This window comes from Yersinia massiliensis (assembly GCF_003048255.1).
In the GTDB taxonomy this organism is placed as follows: Bacteria; Pseudomonadota; Gammaproteobacteria; order Enterobacterales; family Enterobacteriaceae; genus Yersinia; species Yersinia massiliensis_A.
This window is the reverse complement of sequence record NZ_CP028487.1, coordinates 3,473,846-3,493,714: the sequence shown is the minus strand read 5'-3', so window position 1 is coordinate 3,493,714 and position 19,869 is coordinate 3,473,846. Positions and strand designations below refer to the sequence as shown.

The following is a 19,869-nucleotide window of genomic DNA, read 5'->3' as shown; positions in this document are numbered from 1 at the left end:
TGCCTATGAAAGAATCTTTGTATCAACGAATTGCACGTGAACTGGTGCAGAGCATTGCTTCAGGTAAGTATCCCGCAGGGTCTTTGTTGCCTTCGGAAATGGAGCTGTGTGAGCATTATCAGGTCAGCCGTCATACGGTTCGCGAAGCCTTGCGCGATATGACAGAAAGGGGATTAATCTCCCGACATAAAGGGATCGGCACGCTGGTGTCGGAACAGGCGAAGGGCAGCATGAATCACCCATTAGCCTATCTGGAAGATTTGCTGGTACTGGCCAAAAATAATGTGCGGGTAGTGAAGAAGGTTGATGAGATTGTCGCTGACCATGAGTTGTCATTGGTTATCGGCTGCGAACCGGGTTCTCGCTGGTTACACATCGCCAGTATTCGCGAAGACAGCCAGAAAAAAGATGCGCCTATTTGTTGGACTGATAGCTATGCCAGTATTGATTTTGCCAAAGTGAAACAGTTAGTGCGTAGTGACCCCCATGCACTCATCAGCGATTTGATTGAAGAGCACTATGGTATTCACAGCGATGAAGTTAGGCAGACCATATCCGCAGTTGGCGTGCCGGCAAAAGTCGCCAAAGCATTGTGCGTTGAGGCGGGCTCACCGGCATTGAGAATTGTCCGTCGCTACCTCGATCATCACGGTGAAACCTTCGAAACCACGGTCTCCATCCATCCAGCGGATCGTTACACGTGTTCTATCGTACTCAAACGTCAACCGCTGCATAAATAGCCCGTTTGCTTATTGGCGGCCAAGGTAATATCGGTTGGATAGGGTCTGCTAAGTGTGTGGTACGGAAACCGCACACGGTTCCCTCTTCATGATACGTTGCTATCCGCGTTATTTTTTCTACCGTGCGCACTGTCTTGACCCATGACAAGGCGGCCAAGGTGTCAGCCACTTTATAATCAGGCCCGTTTTTTCTCACTGGTATAAAGCATGGCTTATCAACTGAATCTTAACTGGCCCGAATTTTTAGAAAAATACTGGCAAAAACAACCTGTTGTAATAAAAAATGCCTTTCCGAACTTTGTCGATCCTATCACGCCGGACGAATTGGCGGGTTTGGCAATGGAGCCGGAGGTCGACAGCCGCCTAGTCAGCCATACCGACGGTCAATGGCAAGCGAGTAACGGGCCGTTTGAGCATTTTGATAATCTTGGTGAGACAGGTTGGTCGCTGTTAGCCCAAGCCGTTAACCATTGGCATGCCCCTTCAGCTGAACTTGTACGACCCTTTCGAGTATTGCCGGACTGGCGCTTAGATGACTTGATGATCTCTTTTTCCGTTCCAGGCGGCGGGGTTGGGCCACATATTGATCAGTATGATGTGTTTATCATTCAGGGGATGGGCAGCCGCCGTTGGCGTGTTGGCGATAAACTGCCATTGAGACAGTTTTGCCCACACCCGGCACTGCTACACGTTGAACCTTTCACGCCTATCATTGATGAAGATCTTGCACCGGGTGATATTTTATACATTCCGCCGGGCTTCCCCCACGACGGTTTCACCCATGAAACGGCATTCAACTACTCAGTGGGTTTCCGTGGACCAAATGGCCGAGATCTCATCAGTAGTTTTGCGGACTATGCGCTGGAAAATGATCTTGGCGGCGAACATTACAGCGATCCAGACCTTACTTGTCGGGAACATCCAGGAAAAGTCGAAGATTATGAACTTGATCGTCTGCGCAGGATGATGAACGACATGATCAATCAGCCAGAGGATTTCAAACAGTGGTTTGGTCGTTTCGCCACAACACCGCGTCACGAATTAGATATCGCACCCGCACAACCTCCTTTTGAGCCAAGTGAAGTTGTTGGGGCTTTGATGGATGGAGAGGTCTTAACCCGATTGAGTGGATTGCGCGTTTTGCAAGTCGGGGACAATTTCTTCATTAACAGTGAACAACTGGAAACGGTCGATTTTAATGGCGCAGATGCGTTATGCCGATTCACCTGTATCAGTAAAAATGAGTTAGGCGAGGCACTACAGAATCCTGCTTTCGTCGCTGAGTTAACCGAGCTGGTTAATCAAGGGTATTGGTTCTTCGACGAATAATTTGCTCAACTTAATAGACATGAAACTCAGTCGATAAGACGTAAATAAAATTTAGCTGGATATAAAAAAGCCCGCCAATTATTAGGCGGGCTTAAGCATTTAAAGCGAATAATAAAAGTCCCATTAATTTACCTTGAGACTTTCTGCTATTCATTTTTAGCAACTGATATACCGAGAAAGTTGCTTAATAGAAATCAGTTTTTAGCAGTTTGATCAGCAGTGTTCGTTGTTTGGCCTTGGCTGATAGAGTATGTACCTTGGTAACTTTCACTGTCACCAATGTTTGCCATTGATACAGTTGGAGCCAAGATTGCTGCGATCAGAGTCAGTGCTGCGATAGTTGTTTTCATAATATTTTCTCTTCTGTTTGTTTAGATGAAAGCGGGTTGCTTTCGATAAAGTGAATGTTACGCCGATCACATTTTTTAGATATCAAAGAGAATTGTTCATCTTGGTCAAAAAAACTGTACATCCTGATTAGGCCATTACATTGATACGTGGCAGAATATCAAAAAGATAATGACAGCAATTTCACCTGAGATGACTAAAACATAAATATGGATCGTTCCCGCTTACTCAAATTCTTATTGCCTTATCTGTGGCCCAAAAATAACCCCAGACTCCGTTATTACCTGATTGCTGCCGTTATATTTATGGTGGTATCTAAGGTCAGTACAACACTGGTGCCACTTGCTTATAAGGCAATGATTGACACATTAAGCGCTGAAAGCGCCAAAATGCTGGCTATCCCGATTGGTCTTATCATTGCCTATGGGGTGGCGAGAATTAGCGCTTCATTATTTGAAGAGCTGCGCAACGTCATGTTTATCCATATCAGCCAAAATGCGACTCGGTTGCTTGGATTGCGTGTGTTTAAGCAATTACATGAGCTCAGTTTGCGCTTTCATCTTGATCGGCAAACCGGCGGGTTATCTTTGTCAATCGAGCGCGGAACACAAGCCGTTGCGACGGTACTTTCCCGTTTGCTGTTTTCAATCTTCCCCATTTTATTTGAGATAACGCTGGTTTCGCTGATCATGTGGCACTTGCTTGATGGTTGGTTTGCGCTCGCCATTCTTGTCACTGTCGTATGCTATATCCTCTTTACGGTCATGGCGGTGAGCTGGCGAACGCGTTTTCGGCGTGAACTCAATCAGGCCAACGCAGACGCTAATACGAAATCCATCGACAGTTTGCTTAATTATGAAACCGTAAAATATTTTGGTAATGAAGAGTTCGAAGCTCAACGGTTCAACACATCACGGCAACTGTATGAGCAAGCTGCGATAAAAAATCAATTCAGTTTTACTGCATTGAGCCTAGGGCAGACGGCCATTATCTCAATAGGATTAGTGGTGATGATGGCGATGGCGGCGAAAGGTATCACGCAAGGGAAAATGACCATCGGTGATTTTGTCTTGGTCAATGCCTATCTCTTACAGCTATATCAGCCACTTAACTTCTTTGGTTTTATCTATTCTGAAATCAGGCAGGCACTGATTGATATGGAGAATATGCTTAATCTACTGATGGTTGAGCAAGAAATTACGGATAAGCCCGATGCGTCGACGCTACAGCTTACCAAGGGTGAAGTCCGCTTTGAGTCAGTCAGTTTTGGTTATGATCCACGTAGACCGATATTGAATCAGGTGAGTTTTACCATTCCCTCCGGCAAAACGGTGGCCGTTGTCGGTGCTTCAGGCGCGGGTAAATCAACGCTCTCCCGTTTGCTGTTTCGTTTCTACGATGTCACCGAGGGGGCTGTCTATATTGACGATCAAGATATCCGTAATCTGACTCAAGACAGCTTGCGTCAGGCGATTGGCATCGTGCCACAAGATACCGTGCTCTTTAACGATACGCTGCGCTATAACATTGCTTATGGTCGAACCTCGGCGAGTTTTGAAGAGATAGAGCGGGCAGCAAAACTTGCGCATATTCACAATTTTATCATCAGCTTACCAGACGGCTATGATACAAAAGTGGGCGAGCGTGGACTTAAGTTATCAGGTGGCGAGAAACAGCGAGTGGCCATTGCCCGTACTATTCTCAAAAATCCGGCTATCTTAGTGTTCGATGAAGCAACCAGTGCTTTGGATACGCATACTGAACGTGAAATTCAGGCGCATTTGCGCGAAGTTAGCCGCGATCACACAACATTGGTGATTGCACATCGCTTATCAACCATCATTGATGCAGATGAAATTATCGTGCTGGAAGCGGGGTCGATCGTCGAGAGAGGGCGGCATGATGAGCTATTGCTTAAAAACGGCCGATACGCCGCCATGTGGCAAAACCAATATCATGAAGAGGAACAACTCATGGTGTGATGAGCTGTTCTACGCGCTAATCGAAAGAGTGCATAAGGGTGACAGTGCACTCTTTTCTTTGATATTGATTGATTTGTGGTACTAAACGTCTGAAATGTTCTGTCGCGCAATGCGCATCTAACGCTGCTTGGTCTGGCCATTCTTCAATGAAAACAAAATGGCCAGGATCTTTATGATCAATATACAAATCATAGGAAATACAAAGCGGTTCAAGTTTTGTCGCGTCAACTAGCGCTTTATAAAGCGGCATGACCACATCGATGTATTCGGTTTTGATAAAATCCTGAGCAATAACTTTTAGCATGAGTGGGGTCGCTTTAAGCTCCAGTAAAATAGGTGTAGGCGAATACAGCCAGTGCAATCGCTATCATAATCAATGTTGTCTTTCTTAGTTTCATGCTGTTCTCGTCATCATCTGTTCGCATTAGTTGCAGCCAAGAAGATAGCGGAAAATGATTGGGAAATCATCGACTCGCTAAGAATAGTGCGGATCAATCGATAAAGTTAATCGGCGGGATAGATGTCTCAAAGGCGGCTATGAGTTGAGATAGTGCCTAGTGTTGATCTCTATCACGGTTTTAATATAATTATTTGTGTTAATTTTAATACTGTGCTGTGTAACGTGGAGGTGTAAAATGTCAGCACTTGAGAAGATTGTTGCAACCTACTGCAATACCAGTCTGGACTTTGTGGCATCCACGATTGCTTTTATGGAAAATCAAAAAAAGAAGATCAGGATTGATCAAGTTGAAGCGAAACTTTCGTCAGATGAACTCAAGTTCTTCCGAGAAAGGTTGGCTTACTACCGAGACATATATCGGCCCTCGTAGTACATCAACAACCGTTGTACTTCAACGAAAGATAAGCCGCCTGTGTGCGGCTTATCTTATAGTAAAGATAGATTTCCTTTCTTAGCTTGCTTATTTTTTGCCCAATCAACATTTAAGTCAACTAAAGTTAATACAGGCAATGTACTGACTTTGGAGGCTGCTATGTACCACAAAATAAGTGGCAGCGAATACCGACGTATCTTTGTTGTGGGCGATATCCATGGTTGCTACAAAAAACTGATGTCTACCTTAGACAGTGTTCAGTTTGAACGTGATGTTGATTTACTCGTCTCTGTTGGTGACCTAGCGGATCGTGGCCCCCAGAATATCGAATGCTATGAGCTTCTTAATGCCGATTGGTTTCGTGCTGTGCGGGGCAATCATGAGCAAATGGCGATTGATGTGTTGGCTGGAGGAGCGATAGATACTTGGCTCGCAAATGGTGGTAGATGGTTCTTCTTATTGGATAACACGAAGAGGTTACTGGTTGAACCACTGATTAAGCGGGCGGAACGATTACCGTTGGTGATTGAGATTACAACAGAACAAGGGAAGTATATTATCGCCCATGCTGATTATCCTTCAGATGAGTACCAGTATGATAAACCCATTAGTGAGCAGATGGCTTTATGGAATCGTAAGCGCCTTAATGCTGCCATGAAGGGAGAAAGTGAAGTGATTTTAGGAGCAGATAAATTTATTTTTGGTCATACCCCTTTGGTAAAACCGTTGCTGTTTAAAAATCAACTCTATATCGATACCGGTGCGGTATTCGGTAATAAGCTGACCATTATTCAGATTCAATAGCTCAGATTTTTTCCATACGCGATATATTCAACTATTTGCAGATGATTCTTAGCTTCCACTGAGTGTGGAAGCTATTGGGATATCTCAATCAAAATGAGATAAAGCGCGAGGTGAACTTATTGAGTAATAGTATCCGTGATAGCAGTACTGAGGCGGCGAATACGGATAACAGTAACGTAAACCTGAGCGTGACATCTGATAAGTTATATGCGCTAGATATAAAATAGAAAATCCCATCATGTAATATGTAGACCCCAATCATCGAAGGACTGATATAAGCTAAGGTTTTTCTTATCCATTCGTTTTTAGTGTCAAAATTATCAAATATAACAAATAAGCATAAACTTAGGATTAAAACGTGAAAGTTATCGAGGAAGTATCCCGCATTAACTGTTTTATACACATAAATCGACATAAAGCTTTCATAGTAATACATTGAAACAGCAGTCGGGATAAGTAACACTTTGGCGATCAGTCGTATTCTCGGAAGTTTTGTAATTTTCTGGCATATCCGCGAGCAAAGGAATCTTCCGGTCATGTAATAGAAAATCCAAGTCCATAGCCTAAAGTATTGTGGAAAATCAATAAAATAAGGCCTTTCTGAGAAAGCACTGATCAAATCGATAGAGACAGAAAAGACGACTAAGCACGACAGTGTAATAATTGTTGTCCTGTTACTTTTCAATACCTTAGATATTATCGGATTAATGAGATAAATGATGGCAATGCTGAATAAAAGCCAACTTTGCAGGAAATAGCCGCGTTTGAAGCCATCCTCATTAATAAAGTAGAAAAGAACGTTCCAGAAGATAATGATGCTTATAATGGACTTTAACTTTCTGAGGATATCTTGTTGATCTATTTCATCATTAGAATCGATATAACCAATGATCATGAAGAACAGTGGGGTGGCAATGATCGACAGGAAGTATAAAACACTCATCACTTCACCACCTAAGAAGCATTGCTCAGTACAGGTTTTACTGGCGGAATAGAAAGTGACGGCAGAAAAGCAACTTAACGTTTTTAGGGCATGTAAACCGACGTTTCTCATAGAGTAGTTTGACTTACAGTAAATTGAAATGAGAAGTACAGCTTCATAGGACACTTCACTTTCATTAGATACATCCTATTTAGGCTACTACAGGCTACTAATTTAACTGTATTTTTGCATAGAATCTTATAGCTGTCACGTGTGGTGATCTTCTTAGAAAGTAAGGCATTAAGAAATATTTACTTAAGAAAAAGACATTTCCTACAACTTCCGGTACCCACATCCTATATATCTTGAAATCACCCTATGGTCTACTAATTCGACCGAGATATTTTCTAGATTATCTTTATAATTTGTAATGAGATTTTCCTCATTACAGACAGGCTTAAGTTAATGATTTTGGAGTGCTTAGGCACTAATGGACGTGACCAATATGATAAGCTGTATGATAGTTGATAATGATAAATATCAAACTCTGGGTATGATAGCGTTAGTAAAAAAAACACTCGCATCATTAGGATTTAAGAAGGAAATTAAATTCTACCGGAAACCATTCTATTCTGCAGATATAATTTTTATCGGCGTTGATGAATTCAGTTTTTTCGATGCCTTAAAAAGTTTGGATAGATCCCCGTCTGAAGCTGATGTTTTTTTGATTTGCGATGCTAGATTAAATAGTTTCCTGCAAGGAATCCCTAGATTTAATAATGTGACGATGATCTTCAGGGAAGACTCGCTTGAGTCCGTCACTAATAAAGTGACAAATGTCTTTAAGCGTAAATTTCGTGGGCTGAAAGAGAATCTAATCGAACGCAAAAGCGCTCATGTTTTGAGTTTGGCTTCAGCAGAGCGTCAGTATCTGACACCAAATGAAAATATTGTATTGAAGTTGTTTAATGAAGGTTTTTCTGGTGGTGATATCGCTCGAATTCTGAAAAAAAGTGAAAAAACGGTGAGTGGACAAAAACGCTCAGCGATGAAGAAATTAGGCGCACGTACAGACGTCGAGTTAATTAAAATGTTTATGTTCAAATAATTAAAATAAAAAAATGAACCGATTCTTTTGTTTTTTTCATCGTCAGCACCAGTGATTATTGAGGGATGTTCCTACAATCGCGGGCAGGGATGCCAGCATCAAACCACTAGATAGCCCCAATCTAAAGTGGGGCTGTCTATTATTGTCAATCCCGTGAAGCTTGATGACAAAATCCTGTCTTAAATACTCTTCAATTTAGCAATAGTGCTATCAATATCGACTTCATGCTCAGAAAATGTATAAGTCACATTTTGGAATGTGGTTATCGACAACATTTTCAATGGCACCGTTTTTTCTGAAATATCATCTTCCTGCGGACGAATTTTATTCATCAGTAAATTGACTGAGAGGATAGTATTAGCTTTATCGACTTCAGCCTGTGCGGGCACTTCTTTTGTAAAGGTATTGAATGACTTAATGCTTGTAAGTTTGATTCTCTCATTGGCGATGAATATGTATTTGCTCTCTATTGCCACTTTCACCGCAAACGCTGACAACCCTTTAGTGTTGGTTGTCGGTTCAAAGGTGACTTCAGCCCCCTTTTTTATCATCTCGGGATTAGCAACTTTAATAACGTGAAAATAACGGTTATCTCCATTTTCATCGGTGATAAAACCAAAACCTTTATCTTCAAAAAAAGTTGTTATTCTGCCGTTCATCATGCATCTCATATTAGCGAACCCAATGGCTAAGTATAATACAAGGGAATCACTTTCAGATACAGTCTGGTGGTTTTGGTCTCGGATTTTAGGGCTAGTGAAGGTTAGCGTGAAAAAGAAAAAATGCGGTTTTCTGTGCTAAAAATGAGGCAGATAGGAGGGCCTTTTCTCTTTTTATCTCTTTTTTGTGATCTCTGCTGTGGACAAAAAACGGTTCTATTGCTGTACTGTATCTGACACACATTTTGTGTCCAACATTCACGTAAAGGTAAGTTTGATGTCTAAGATTAAAGGTAGCGTTAAGTGGTTCAATGAATCTAAAGGTTTTGGCTTCATTACCCCAGAAGATGGCAGCAAGGACGTTTTCGTTCATTTCTCAGCCATCGCTAGCAACGGTTTCAAAACTCTTGCTGAAGGCCAGCGTGTAGAATTTGAAATCACGAACGGTGCCAAAGGGCCATCTGCTGCTAATGTTATCGCTATCTAAGTAGCCCATATTTATTAAAACCCGCCTCAATAGGCGGGTTTTTTATTGGTTCGATAGATAGAATGAAAGTGATGATTTACGTTAAAAGAGATAACTTTTTAAAAAAAACAGGGTGACAGATAGGCAAAAAATCACTGTCAGCCACTCAATCAGCGTCTTAGGTATTCCAAACATAGCGATATCCGTTACCTCAGCCACCACCATTGGTTCACTGTTCTCTGGCAAAAGATTATCCTGTTTGTAGATTAAGAAAACATTAAGACGGCCTATTACGTGGTATTACTGTCCCGCAAAGTGATTGACCAGCAGAAAAGCCAGCAGCGTCATGGCCAGCGAACCGGCGAGGTTAAGCAAAATAGTGCCCGCTGCCCAACCTAATTTACCGTCTTGTATTAAGTAAACGACTTCAACAGAAAAGGTTGAAAACGTCGTCAAACCACCACAAAACCCCGTGGTAATGAGTAATTTCCAAACGGGATCAATGTGTGCAAGGCGGGTGAACAGCGCTAATGTCAGGCCAATAATAAAGGCACCAACCAAGTTTACGATGAGAGTCCCTACGGGGATATTAGGCGAAAAGCTGTTGAGCTTCATACTGACTAACCAGCGAACCACGCTGCCAGCACCACCACCAATAAATACTGCAAGTAATGTATTAAACATAAATACCTTTCTTTATGAATACCTGCTGTGCGGGCATCTTTAACTATAGGAGGCTTATCAGAAAGGCTCGGGCGATACGCTACGGCCTTAATGAAAAGGTTACGTAGACATCATCAGCCTTGAAGGCAGTTATGGAGGAATGTCATCTCCTGCAATTGGCAATCGGACACGACTTAGAAGCCAATGCTTGAAAGCAAATCATACACCGAGTAAATCTTAATTTGTAGTTGCTCGTCAGCTCGCCAATTCAATCCGGTTACGTCCATTATCTTTAGCGAGATAGAGTGCGGAGTCAGCTGCTTTTAACCATTGTTGATAATTAATCATGTCCTGCTTATATTCGGCGATACCAGCACTGACTCTAAGTTGTAGTGGCGGGGCTTGTTCAAATACTAAGTCAGCCAGCCTTTCCTGTATTCGCGTTAACACCTCTCGGGTCTGTTCAGCTGTCGTATTCGGCAAAATAGCGCCAAACTCATCACCGCCATAGCGGCCAACGATATCAATGGCCCGCAGTCCCAGCAGTAATTCTTCGGCGAGAACGGTTATTGCATCATCACCAACGGCATGGCCAAAAGTATCATTGATGGATTTGAAGTTATCGATATCTAGCAAAATCAGTGTGGCACCATGCTGATAGCGTCGACAGCTATCAAATTGATTATGTAACTGATGTTCCCAATGCCGCCGGTTATAAAGGCCAGTCAGCCCATCCCTGACACTAATTCGCAATAGCTCTTCTTTATTTTCGGCCAGGCGTTTTGCCGTATGGTAAGTGACTAATCCGAGCAGAGAAGGGTAGATGATTATCATCGGCAGACAGGCATACACTTGCAGTGGCGAGGTTTCAGGACTAAAAGGTAAATTAAATATCCATGCGGTCAGTAAACTACAGGCAATTTGTAATGCCAGACCTTTGCAAAAGACATTTTTGCCACCTGAAGCAATATTATTCATGCTCATCATGGATAGAATAACGACAGAGGGCAGTGCATTGAATGACATTATCGCCACCCAGACACCGCCTAAAGCTGAATCTATCTTCATGTTGAGAATTTCTTGCTCAAAAGGTTCTTCAGAACGCGAAGCCAGCAGAAATGCGATATGTGGCCAACCCAATCCGTTGAGCGCGAGCATTATCCATAGCCACAATGGTGAATTTTGGGTGTAGAGCACAGCACTGACACAAAGCATGCCAATACCCAAGCCAAATACTCGAGGTAAATATGTCCTTTTAGCAAAACTTAGCCCCGAACGGCGGGTATTAATTCTACTTGAATAAGGCAATTGGCGGTTCCCTCGTTTTTTTTGCTTTGGGGGGATGTTAACGGCAATGTCTCATCCGGAATAAGTCAAAAAATAATGAAAGCGACTCTTGAGTAAATCATAGTTCACTAACGAAATCTGTTACATATTACTGTTGTCTTAATCGGAAATTTATTCGTAAATAGTTCATGATTTAATGAACAGAACTCACCAAGAAGGTCAGTATGGAAGGTATCAGTATTACCAAATTGTTGGTCGTTGGCGTATTGATTGTGTTGCTGTTTGGCACGAGCAAATTACGCACGTTAGGTGCAGATTTGGGTGCTGCATTAAAAGGCTTCAAAAAAGCCATGGCGAATGATGATGCGCCAGCAGCAAATACCACTGCTGAGTCCAAAGCTGCGACTGAAACGAAAACGACACCGCCTATCGAGCATAAAGACTGATCATTGCAGTTGTATTTGAGGGGATACCCAATTATACGGCAGCATTATCTGGCACTCGTTAAGACTATTATCAGCAACGATATTGTCGCTGATAACAAAAAACGGATCTCCATTGGAAATCCGTTTTTTTGCTGTCTGCTGCATAAGATGTAATAAGTTATTTCAGCTAATTTAGATCTGAATGGATAAGCTGGGTCTAAATGAACAGTTAGACCCGCTTAGCTTATTTTACTTCTAATCCTTTCGCTTGCAGATCGGCATGGTAAGAAGAGCGAACAAACGGGCCACAGGCCGCATGGGTAAAGCCCATTGCCATGGCTTCTGCTTTCATTTCGTCAAATTCTTCGGGGCTGACATAGCGCTGTACCGGTAAATGGTGGCGGCTAGGCTGTAAGTATTGACCGAGCGTTAGCATGGTGACGCCATGACGGCGTAAATCTCGCATCACATCAACGATTTCAGCATTGGTTTCGCCCAAACCGACCATCAAGCCTGACTTGGTCGGGATTTCAGGGTGAGCTTCTTTAAAGCGTTCCAGTAATTTAAGCGACCATTCGTAGTTAGCGCCGGGGCGAACTTGGCGATAGACCCGTGGAACGTTTTCTAGATTGTGGTTAAACACATCGGGTGGTGTGGCAGTCAAAATATCTAATGCGCGATCCATACGACCACGGAAATCAGGCACCAGCGTTTCAATTTTAATGGTTGGATTTTTAGCACGTATGGCAGAAATACAATCGGCAAAATGCTGGGCACCACCATCACGCAGGTCATCACGGTCAACTGAGGTGATAACAACATAGCGTAGACCCATATCTTGGATGGTCTGCGCCAGTTTTTCTGGCTCGTTGGCATCCGGTGTGACTGGGCGGCCATGTGCCACGTCGCAGAATGGGCAACGACGAGTACAAATTGCCCCGAGGATCATAAACGTCGCTGTACCGTGGTTGAAACACTCAGACAAGTTAGGGCAGGAAGCTTCTTCGCAAACCGAATGCAGACCGTTTTTACGCATTGCGGCTTTGATGCCTTGAATGCGGCTGGAATCGGCAGGGAGCTTGATTTTCATCCATGCGGGTTTACGCAGTAGCTCCTCACGTTCGGTAACCACGGTTTTAATCGGGATTAACGCCATTTTATCTGCGTCACGGTATTTTACGCCGCGTTCCATCTGAATCGGTTTACTCATAATCGTGCAGGTTCCAGTTCTGAATCTCTCAATTTGAGATTTTTTCATTAAGTTCAACGTGATGCGGCGTACGTTAAAAAATATTTGAAAATTGTTTAAAAATTATATCATCTTTGCCCTATCACAATCAGCCCCAATCTTTCCTTCTTTCTCGGCACTATCGTGGCGTTGAGTTCTATTCTGTGCTGGAGGGTAAATAATCGGTTAATAGCCAAGGTTGCAATTCGGCTTCTGGGTAACCGAGCTGCTGGATGAACTCACGTACTAATATTGGTTGGATATCTGTCACGGATGTGCCAGTTTTCAATGCACTGACTTGAGTCATTTGCATGCCAGCATAGCCACACGGATTAATGCGCTGGAAAGGTTCCAGATCCATGGCGATGTTTAGCGCCAAGCCATGAAACGAACATCCTCGACGGATACGTAGCCCCAATGAGCATATTTTTTGCTGGCCGACATAGACCCCAGGTGCATCTGGGCGTGCTTGTGATTCAATGCCAACTTTTGCCAGCGTCTGGATCACCGTATTCTCAATGGCAGTCACTAATTGCCGCACGCCCATTTTGGCGCGTTTAAGGTCAATCATGATATACATGACTTGTTGACCGGGGCCATGGTAGGTGACTTGGCCGCCTCTATCGCTTTGGATAACTGGAATATCTCCAGGCATCAGAACATGTTCAGCTTTTCCAGCTTGGCCTTGAGTAAAGACACGTTGATGCTCAACCAGCCAAATTTCATCTGCGGTTGCATCGGTACGATACTCAGTAAAATTATGCATAGCTTGAGATACGGGGTCGTAAGGTTGTAACCCTAGCTGGCGTAAAATGATCTTGTGTTGTTGCAAGCGAGGCATCATCTGGTTACAGAAATGGTGGCGCAAGTATACCAGCCCAATAGCGTGGGGCTACTAATTTGACATTTAAAACGCTAATTTGGCCTTGAAAAAAACGGACTTGAGATGGATGAAAAGAGATTCAATGACTAATTATCAGATTTAATGACGTCATTACCATGACTTACGCGTAAAAAAAGACCCGAAATGTTAATTACCAGTTCGGGCCATTATGGGAGTCAATTAGCAATATTGCTTAGCGTTAAAAGGGCCAATTACAAGACCATTCGGACTAGTTCAAGATTGCCTAACTCTTCATATAGTGTTTCTACCTGATCAATGTGTGTGGCATTGATGGTAATGGAAACGGAGTGATAGTTGCCTTTGCTGCTCGGTTTTACCTGTGGAGAATAATCACCCGGCGCATGGCGCTGTACCACTTCAACCACTTGGCTAACCAGTTGAGGTTCAGCAATGCCCATTACCTTGTAGGTAAAAGAACATGGGAACTCAAGCAGTTCGTTCAGTTTAGTCTTCATGTGCGCTCCTGGGTTGTGTTGTCGAATGATAAAATATCTCCGACTACAAAATTATAACTCCCGCCGGAGCGGGAGTTTTACATTATTTATAATGTGGGGATAATTTTCTGGTTTTCAAGTCACAGGTACTTTTCAGTACGGGCGATTAACCAAACCAGCGATGGAACATCAGTTTGATGTAATCCACCATGCGGCTGAAGATACCGCCTTCTTTAACTTCGTTCATCACCACTAGAGGGCGTTGGTCGATAGTTTTGCCATCTAACTGGAAGTTAATCATCCCAACAACCTGATTTTTCGCTAACGGTGCGTGAATCTCTGGTGTATTCAACACATAGCTAGCTTTCAGATCTTTCATGCGGCCACGTGGAATGGTTAGGAAAACGTCTTTATCAACACCTAACTGCACGCGATCGCTGTCACCGAACCACACTGGCTCAGAGGCAAACTCTTTACCGACTTTCAATGGCGCGACAGTTTCAAAGAAACGGAAGCCCCAAGTCAGCAGTTTTTTACTTTCGGTTTCACGGCCTTTATAGGTGCGACCACCTAATACCGCTGAAATCAAACGCATTTGACCATCAGTAGCCGAAGCTACCAGATTATAGCCAGCAGAAGAGGTATGACCGGTCTTAATACCATCAACGTTTAAACTGGTATCCCACAGCAAGCCGTTACGGTTCATCTGGCGGATATTGTTGAAAGTGAATTCTTTCTCTTTGTAGATGGCATACTCATCAGGCACATCACGAATCAGCGCTTGACCAATAAGCGCCATATCTCGAGCAGAACTGAATTGTCCCTCTGCATCTAAGCCATGAACGGTTTTGAAATGTGTGTTTTGCAAACCCAATGCGTTCACGTAGTTATTCATCAGGTTAACGAATGAGTCTTGGCTACCCGCCACGTAATCAGCCATTGCAACACAAGCATCATTACCTGATTGCAGATTGATACCTCGGGTCAGTTTAGAGACTGGAACACGATCACCGGGCTTCAAGAACATCAACGAGGAGCCTTGGAATTCAGGATTACCGGTCGCCCAAGCGTCTTTACCCACGGTCACCATATCTTCCGGCCCGATCTTACCCGCTTTAATTGCCTGACCGATAACATAGCTGGTCATCATTTTGGTCAAGCTAGCAGGATTGCGGCGTGCATCAGCATTCATTTCTGCCAATACTTTGCCGGAGTTGTAATCGATCAGAATATAAGCTTCTGCATCGATCTGTGGCACGCCAGGGATCATGGTTTTCAGATTGACGTCATCAGCGTTTGCAGCTGAAGCTGCACTCATAACGATGATACTGCCGAGCGCCAGGCTCTTGATAGAACGAGAATTAGTTACATATTTCATGATCAGGACAACAACATCCGTGAGTGAGTTAAGAACATGCCACACTATTTAGGTATATGCCTGTGTGGCGTTTATATATTTACCGGTGAAATTATTCACTCGGTTACCATCATGTGCTCACCGTAACATCCTGCTTACGCAGCGAGTTACGGTTTTCTGAATTGGAGTGACCTTAAATTGCTACAAGGTATGTACCGTTTAAGGTGCAGCGACGACAAATGACTGCTGCTGCGCTTCATTCGACAAGCGCTGTTGTAACTCTGTGGCCTGTTGACGGCTACTAAATGGCCCAAGTTGAACACGGTGAACGCTACCATTGGTGGTGACTTTGCCCGGTACACCGAAGCGTTGGCTTAGGCTTTGTTGCCAAGTTTGTGCCCGCTGAGCATCGCTCAACGCACCAACCTGAACGACATAGCTGCCCGACGCTGCTGCACTCGTTGATGGTACAGAAGATGTCACGGGGCCAGGATTAGTAACCACTGGCGGGCTGACTGCTGCGGGCTCTGAACCTTCCAGCACACCAGCGGGGACTGGAGTAGATGCGCGCAAGAAGCCGCTGCTTTGCGGCGCGACAGGTTGCGTGGCGTCAGCACCTGACAAATGGCTGTTATCGATCGGGCGTACAGGGGCGCTCACTGCCGGTGCATCCTGCTGTATTGGTGTCCCCATCCCGCTGGAACCTAAATCCGGCCGGCTGGGTAATGCATAGCTTTGCTTCGCGATAGTGGTGCCGACCATACCGGGGCCAGACAGCGAGCCATCAGGTGCCACATTGATAAAATCAATCTTCACCTTGGTGTTATTCGAGATATTCAGGCGGTCAGCAGCGGCTTTAGACAGATCAATGACACGGCCTGGCGTATAGGGGCCGCGGTCATTCACTCTCACGACTATTTGGCGACCATTACTAATGTTAGTCACCCGAACATAGCTGGGAATGGGTAGCGTTGGGTGCGCGGCAGTTAAGGCATTAGGATCGAAAATCTCACCGGTCGCCGTTGTGTTGCCATTCGCTTCTTCGCCATACCATGCCGCCAGACCAGTTTGGGTAAAATTCTGCGGGTCCTTAACGATGCTGTAGGATTGGCCATTCACTTTATAATCCTGATTAAAATTAGGATTAAAAGGTTCGTAGCGCGGTTCAGCCCCGCCTATCTCTTCAACCGGACCATTGTATGTCTGCTGAACTTGTTGCTGGGGTGCCGGAGGCTGACTGGTACATGCCGATAACAGCACACCTGCGATGCCAATCCAAAGCCATTCCTTACGCATTGCTCACCTCTATAAATTCTTGGATAACATTTTTCGATGAGTATGTATCGACATCACGATACCAAACCCGGCCATCAGAACTATCAGCGCCGAGCCTCCGTAGCTGACCAAAGGCAAAGGTACGCCAACCACAGGTAAAATGCCACTGACCATACCTATGTTAACAAACACATAGACAAAGAGGATCAACATCAGGGCCCCAACCATGACTCGACCAAAAGTGGTTTGTGCATGAGCGGCAATCACCAACCCGCGCATAATCAAGCACAGATAGAGGGCTAAAAGTATCAAAACGCCAATTAAGCCCAATTCTTCTGCCAGTACAGCAAAGATGAAGTCAGTATGGCGTTCCGGTAAGAATTCGAGCTGCGATTGTGTGCCATGTAGCCAGCCTTTGCCCGATAACCCACCTGAACCAATCGCAATTTTAGACTGAATAATATGATAACCCGCACCAAGTGGATCGCTTTCTGGGTCTAGCAACATCATTACGCGATCACGCTGGTAACCGTGCATCAGGAAGAACCACAAAATAGGAATAAACGCCGCGAGCAAGACAGCCGCAATAGCGATTAAGCGCCAACTCATCCCCGACAGGAACAGGACAAACAGCCCAGACGCAGCGACTAGAATGGATGTGCCAAGATCCGGCTGAGCAGCCACCAGTAACGTCGGCAGAAAGATTAAAATTAGCGCGATACCGGTATTTTTCAATGAGGGGGGGCAGACGTCGCGGTTCATAAACCGCGCTACCATCAATGGCACTGCAATTTTAGCAATTTCAGATGGTTGGAAACGGATAAAGCCCAAATCTAACCAGCGTTGTGCGCCTTTACTGATTTGACCAAAAGCGTCAACTAAGATCAGTAAGATGACGCAAACAAAATAGAGGTAAGGTGCCCAGCTTTCATAGACGCGTGGTGGTATCTGTGCCATCACCAACATGACTACCAGACCCATGGCAATTTGGCCGACTTTGCGTTCCATCATGCCCATATCTTGCCCGCTTGCGCTCCACATCACGAAAGCGCTGTAAGATAGCAGCGCCAGTACGATGATCAGAAACGGCAGATCAATGTGCATTTTGTACCACAAAGAGCCTTTTTGTTGATTATCAGTCATGAGTTACCTTAATCCACTTCAGCTAATCTGCTTCAACACCCGGAGGAAGCGGGGCTGCATCCGGTAATTCAGTATTGTTATCCCCTAGCAAGATGTGGTCGAGGATTTGGCGAGTAATGGTCCCTACTGCTGGCCCTGCACCGCCATTTTCCAAGATCATCGCAACAGATACTGTCGGGTTTTCGTAAGGGGCGAAGGCCACCATTAATTTATGGTCACGTAAGTGCTCTGCGACTTTGTGCGCATTGTAGGTTTCATAACTGTAAACCTGTGCCGTGCCTGATTTTGCTGCCGCTTTGTAAGGCGTGCCTTCAAAATACTTACGGCCAGTACCATTTGCGCGGTTGGCAACACCAAACATACCGTCTTTGGCGATCTCCCAATAGCCGGAATGGATATCACCAATCTGCGTGGTGTCCTCTTGTGTATAAGGGACCAATTGGCCGTCAATACGGGTACTTTGCAGCAAATGAGGTGTTTTCACGGCCCCATCATTAATGAGCGTCATTAAGGCTTTTGCCATCTGGATTGGGGTCGCTGTCCAATATCCTTGACCGATTCCCACTGGAATGGTATCCCCTTGATACCAAGGCTTTTTATGACGTTTTTGTTTCCATTCACGTGTCGGCATCAAACCGGCACGCTCTTCGGATAAATCAATGCCAGTGTATTCGCCGTAACCGAACTTGGTCATCCACGCAGATAAACGGTCAATCCCCATATCATAAGCGACTTGATAGAAGAAGGTATCCGCTGATTCCTCTAATGCTTTCGTGACATTCAACCGACCATGACCCCACTTTTTCCAGTCACGGAAACGTTTTTCCGAACCCGGTAGCTGCCACCAACCAGGGTCAAACAGACTTGTGTTTTTATTGATAACCCCTGCACTTAGCGCAGAAACAGCAATATAAGGTTTTACCGTTGAAGCCGGAGGATAAACACCTTGAGTCGCACGGTTAATCAGTGGGCGGTTAGGGTCGTTCAGCAACCCTTGGTAATCTTTGTTGCTAATACCATCGACGAATAGATTCGGGTCATAGCTGGGATTGGAGACTAAGGCCAAAATGCCGCCAGTACGCGGATCAGTCACCACAACAGCAGCGCGGCTTCCGGTAAGTAATTTTTCAATGTAGGTTTGCAGATGCAAGTCGAGCGTCAGATAGATGTCTTTACCCGCTTGTGGCGGTTGCTCATGCAACTGACGAATCACCCGACCACGGTTATTAACTTCAACTTCTTCATAACCCGTCTTCCCGTGCAATACGGATTCATAGTAACGCTCAATGCCAAGCTTACCGATATCGTGGGTGGCGGCATAGTTAGCAAGAATGCCTTCTTTATCCAACCGTTCGACATCCTTATCGTTAATTTTGGAAACATAGCCAATAACGTGGGTGAGGGCAGAGCCATACGGGTAGTAGCGGCGCTGATAGCCTTTGACTTCAATGCCGGGGAAACGGAATTGGTTAACAGCAAAGCGAGCGACTTGAACTTCAGTCAGCGGGGTTTTCACTGCAATCGAGGTAAAACGACGTGAGCGCTTACGCTCTTTTTCAAAATTGGCGATATCCTCATCCGTCAGATCCACTATTGGGCGTAGTGCATTGAGCGTGGCGGGGAGGTCTTCGATTTTTTCCGGCATCAGTTCTAACTGATAAATGGTCCGGTTCATTGCCAATGGAGTGCCATTACGGTCAAAAATCATGCCACGGCTCGGGGCAATAGGGACCAGCTTGATGCGGTTTTCATTGGAACGGGTGCGATAGTCTTCGAAGCGCACTATCTGCAAATTGTACATGTTGGCGACCAATATCCCGCTTAGCAGCAAGATACCGAGAAAAGCCACCAAGGCGCGGCGGACAAACAAGGCCGACTCAGCCGAATAGTCGCGAAAAGAGTTAGGTTCTTTTTTCATTCCGCTGCTACTTCATTTTGCCCAAAACCAGCATTTTATCTAAC

The 19,869-nt window shown here is 44.7% G+C and carries 21 protein-coding genes and 1 riboswitch; of the genes, 8 read left to right on the top strand and 13 right to left on the bottom strand.

Annotated elements, in window-relative coordinates; genetic code table 11:
- Positions 1-5 precede the first annotated feature (5 nt).
- Together DA391_RS16350 and DA391_RS16345 are read left to right on the top strand one after the other, a co-directional pair.
- Entirely contained in the window at positions 6-740 is a 735-nt protein-coding gene (locus DA391_RS16350) for a GntR family transcriptional regulator (protein WP_050082396.1), read from the top strand.
- Positions 741-947: 207 nt separating this feature from the next.
- Complete coding sequence (locus DA391_RS16345; protein ID WP_050082398.1) at positions 948-2,069, top strand: cupin domain-containing protein; 1,122 nt, start codon at positions 948-950, stop codon at positions 2,067-2,069.
- Between the two features lie 194 nt (positions 2,070-2,263).
- On the opposite strand, the gene DA391_RS24350 is transcribed toward DA391_RS16345, so the two are convergent.
- Positions 2,264-2,419, bottom strand: coding sequence for a hypothetical protein (locus DA391_RS24350; RefSeq protein ID WP_167311195.1), 156 nt, complete (start codon positions 2,417-2,419; stop codon positions 2,264-2,266).
- A 207-nt stretch (positions 2,420-2,626) separates the two neighbouring features.
- Here DA391_RS24350 and DA391_RS16340 point away from each other — a divergent pair, with 207 nt between their 5' ends.
- Positions 2,627-4,399 carry an ABCB family ABC transporter ATP-binding protein/permease gene (locus DA391_RS16340; RefSeq protein WP_050082400.1) on the top strand — a complete coding sequence of 591 codons (1,773 nt, stop codon included), beginning with the start codon at positions 2,627-2,629 and terminating at the stop codon, positions 4,397-4,399.
- 16 nt (positions 4,400-4,415) lie between these two features.
- Here the strand turns inward: DA391_RS16340 and DA391_RS16335 are convergent, their stop codons facing one another.
- Positions 4,416-4,703, bottom strand: a complete 288-nt coding sequence (locus tag DA391_RS16335) for a putative quinol monooxygenase (RefSeq protein ID WP_050082402.1) — start codon at positions 4,701-4,703, stop codon at positions 4,416-4,418.
- A 331-nt stretch (positions 4,704-5,034) separates the two neighbouring features.
- Between DA391_RS16335 and DA391_RS16330 the strand changes: the two genes are divergently transcribed.
- Together DA391_RS16330 and DA391_RS16325 are read left to right on the top strand one after the other, a co-directional pair.
- Positions 5,035-5,229, top strand: a complete 195-nt coding sequence (locus DA391_RS16330; RefSeq protein ID WP_049610671.1) for a glycogen synthase — start codon at positions 5,035-5,037, stop codon at positions 5,227-5,229.
- Between the two features lie 162 nt (positions 5,230-5,391).
- Positions 5,392-6,036 (top strand): metallophosphoesterase, encoded by a 645-nt coding sequence (locus DA391_RS16325; RefSeq protein WP_050082404.1) that lies wholly within the window; start codon positions 5,392-5,394, stop codon positions 6,034-6,036.
- 88 nt (positions 6,037-6,124) lie between these two features.
- Here the strand turns inward: DA391_RS16325 and DA391_RS16320 are convergent, their stop codons facing one another.
- Positions 6,125-7,090, bottom strand: coding sequence for an acyltransferase family protein (locus tag DA391_RS16320; protein ID WP_050082546.1), 966 nt, complete (start codon positions 7,088-7,090; stop codon positions 6,125-6,127).
- A 385-nt stretch (positions 7,091-7,475) separates the two neighbouring features.
- Here DA391_RS16320 and DA391_RS16315 point away from each other — a divergent pair, with 385 nt between their 5' ends.
- The gene (locus DA391_RS16315; RefSeq protein WP_050082548.1) at positions 7,476-8,066 is read left to right on the top strand and encodes a helix-turn-helix transcriptional regulator; all 591 of its coding nucleotides are present in this window, start codon (positions 7,476-7,478) and stop codon (positions 8,064-8,066) included.
- A gap of 179 nt (positions 8,067-8,245) precedes the next feature.
- Here DA391_RS16315 and DA391_RS16310 read toward each other — a convergent pair whose 3' ends face one another.
- A complete protein-coding gene (locus tag DA391_RS16310) occupies positions 8,246-8,725 on the bottom strand; it encodes a cold-shock protein (RefSeq protein WP_050082406.1) in 480 nt (159 codons plus the stop codon).
- A 277-nt stretch (positions 8,726-9,002) separates the two neighbouring features.
- Here DA391_RS16310 and cspE point away from each other — a divergent pair, with 277 nt between their 5' ends.
- Entirely contained in the window at positions 9,003-9,212 is a 210-nt protein-coding gene (gene cspE / locus DA391_RS16305) for a transcription antiterminator/RNA stability regulator CspE (protein ID WP_002210315.1), read from the top strand.
- A gap of 279 nt (positions 9,213-9,491) precedes the next feature.
- Here the strand turns inward: cspE and crcB are convergent, their stop codons facing one another.
- Together crcB and DA391_RS16295 are read right to left on the bottom strand one after the other, a co-directional pair.
- Positions 9,492-9,875 (bottom strand): fluoride efflux transporter CrcB, encoded by a 384-nt coding sequence (crcB, locus tag DA391_RS16300; RefSeq protein ID WP_050082407.1) that lies wholly within the window; start codon positions 9,873-9,875, stop codon positions 9,492-9,494.
- A gap of 97 nt (positions 9,876-9,972) precedes the next feature.
- A riboswitch (Fluoride riboswitch) is annotated at positions 9,973-10,034 on the bottom strand.
- Positions 10,035-10,109: 75 nt separating this feature from the next.
- Complete coding sequence (locus tag DA391_RS16295; RefSeq protein ID WP_072084777.1) at positions 10,110-11,162, bottom strand: diguanylate cyclase; 1,053 nt, start codon at positions 11,160-11,162, stop codon at positions 10,110-10,112.
- Positions 11,163-11,365: 203 nt separating this feature from the next.
- Here DA391_RS16295 and tatA point away from each other — a divergent pair, with 203 nt between their 5' ends.
- The gene (tatA, locus tag DA391_RS16290) at positions 11,366-11,587 is read left to right on the top strand and encodes a Sec-independent protein translocase subunit TatA (RefSeq protein ID WP_050082408.1); all 222 of its coding nucleotides are present in this window, start codon (positions 11,366-11,368) and stop codon (positions 11,585-11,587) included.
- A 223-nt stretch (positions 11,588-11,810) separates the two neighbouring features.
- Here tatA and lipA read toward each other — a convergent pair whose 3' ends face one another.
- The 7 genes from lipA to mrdA form a co-directional block, all read right to left on the bottom strand.
- Positions 11,811-12,776, bottom strand: a complete 966-nt coding sequence (gene lipA, locus DA391_RS16285) for a lipoyl synthase (RefSeq protein ID WP_019209215.1) — start codon at positions 12,774-12,776, stop codon at positions 11,811-11,813.
- Positions 12,777-12,951: 175 nt separating this feature from the next.
- Entirely contained in the window at positions 12,952-13,638 is a 687-nt protein-coding gene (lipB, locus tag DA391_RS16280; protein WP_050082409.1) for a lipoyl(octanoyl) transferase LipB, read from the bottom strand.
- 251 nt (positions 13,639-13,889) lie between these two features.
- A complete protein-coding gene (gene ybeD / locus DA391_RS16275) occupies positions 13,890-14,153 on the bottom strand; it encodes a DUF493 family protein YbeD (protein WP_019209217.1) in 264 nt (87 codons plus the stop codon).
- 145 nt (positions 14,154-14,298) lie between these two features.
- Positions 14,299-15,510 (bottom strand): D-alanyl-D-alanine carboxypeptidase DacA, encoded by a 1,212-nt coding sequence (dacA, locus tag DA391_RS16270; RefSeq protein ID WP_050082411.1) that lies wholly within the window; start codon positions 15,508-15,510, stop codon positions 14,299-14,301.
- Positions 15,511-15,708: 198 nt separating this feature from the next.
- Positions 15,709-16,785, bottom strand: a complete 1,077-nt coding sequence (rlpA, locus tag DA391_RS16265) for an endolytic peptidoglycan transglycosylase RlpA (RefSeq protein ID WP_050286585.1) — start codon at positions 16,783-16,785, stop codon at positions 15,709-15,711.
- Between the two features lie 9 nt (positions 16,786-16,794).
- Positions 16,795-17,907: a peptidoglycan glycosyltransferase MrdB gene (gene mrdB / locus DA391_RS16260; RefSeq protein ID WP_050082415.1), complete on the bottom strand. Its 1,113-nt coding sequence runs from the start codon at positions 17,905-17,907 to the stop codon at positions 16,795-16,797.
- Positions 17,908-17,929: 22 nt separating this feature from the next.
- Positions 17,930-19,825: a peptidoglycan DD-transpeptidase MrdA gene (gene mrdA / locus DA391_RS16255; RefSeq protein ID WP_050082417.1), complete on the bottom strand. Its 1,896-nt coding sequence runs from the start codon at positions 19,823-19,825 to the stop codon at positions 17,930-17,932.
- Positions 19,826-19,869 lie beyond the last annotated feature (44 nt).

Excerpts from the sequence above, each read along its gene's own strand:
- lipB (WP_050082409.1), bottom strand. The coding sequence starts at position 13,638 with ATGATGCCTCGCTTGCAACAACACAAGATCATTTTACGCCAGCTAGGG.
- DA391_RS16350 (WP_050082396.1), top strand. The coding sequence starts at position 6 with ATGAAAGAATCTTTGTATCAACGAATTGCACGTGAACTGGTGCAGAGC.
- DA391_RS16345 (WP_050082398.1), top strand. The coding sequence starts at position 948 with ATGGCTTATCAACTGAATCTTAACTGGCCCGAATTTTTAGAAAAATAC.
- DA391_RS16320 (WP_050082546.1), bottom strand. The coding sequence starts at position 7,090 with ATGAGAAACGTCGGTTTACATGCCCTAAAAACGTTAAGTTGCTTTTCT.
- ybeD (WP_019209217.1), bottom strand. The coding sequence starts at position 14,153 with ATGAAGACTAAACTGAACGAACTGCTTGAGTTCCCATGTTCTTTTACC.
- DA391_RS16310 (WP_050082406.1), bottom strand. The coding sequence starts at position 8,725 with ATGAACGGCAGAATAACAACTTTTTTTGAAGATAAAGGTTTTGGTTTT.
- DA391_RS16335 (WP_050082402.1), bottom strand. The coding sequence starts at position 4,703 with ATGCTAAAAGTTATTGCTCAGGATTTTATCAAAACCGAATACATCGAT.
- DA391_RS16315 (WP_050082548.1), top strand. The coding sequence starts at position 7,476 with ATGATAGTTGATAATGATAAATATCAAACTCTGGGTATGATAGCGTTA.
- cspE (WP_002210315.1), top strand. The coding sequence starts at position 9,003 with ATGTCTAAGATTAAAGGTAGCGTTAAGTGGTTCAATGAATCTAAAGGT.
- DA391_RS16330 (WP_049610671.1), top strand. The coding sequence starts at position 5,035 with ATGTCAGCACTTGAGAAGATTGTTGCAACCTACTGCAATACCAGTCTG.
- DA391_RS16325 (WP_050082404.1), top strand. The coding sequence starts at position 5,392 with ATGTACCACAAAATAAGTGGCAGCGAATACCGACGTATCTTTGTTGTG.
- DA391_RS16340 (WP_050082400.1), top strand. The coding sequence starts at position 2,627 with ATGGATCGTTCCCGCTTACTCAAATTCTTATTGCCTTATCTGTGGCCC.
- DA391_RS24350 (WP_167311195.1), bottom strand. The coding sequence starts at position 2,419 with ATGAAAACAACTATCGCAGCACTGACTCTGATCGCAGCAATCTTGGCT.
- mrdA (WP_050082417.1), bottom strand. The coding sequence starts at position 19,825 with ATGAAAAAAGAACCTAACTCTTTTCGCGACTATTCGGCTGAGTCGGCC.
- mrdB (WP_050082415.1), bottom strand. The coding sequence starts at position 17,907 with ATGACTGATAATCAACAAAAAGGCTCTTTGTGGTACAAAATGCACATT.
- dacA (WP_050082411.1), bottom strand. The coding sequence starts at position 15,510 with ATGAAATATGTAACTAATTCTCGTTCTATCAAGAGCCTGGCGCTCGGC.
- crcB (WP_050082407.1), bottom strand. The coding sequence starts at position 9,875 with ATGTTTAATACATTACTTGCAGTATTTATTGGTGGTGGTGCTGGCAGC.
- lipA (WP_019209215.1), bottom strand. The coding sequence starts at position 12,776 with ATGAGTAAACCGATTCAGATGGAACGCGGCGTAAAATACCGTGACGCA.
- tatA (WP_050082408.1), top strand. The coding sequence starts at position 11,366 with ATGGAAGGTATCAGTATTACCAAATTGTTGGTCGTTGGCGTATTGATT.
- rlpA (WP_050286585.1), bottom strand. The coding sequence starts at position 16,785 with ATGCGTAAGGAATGGCTTTGGATTGGCATCGCAGGTGTGCTGTTATCG.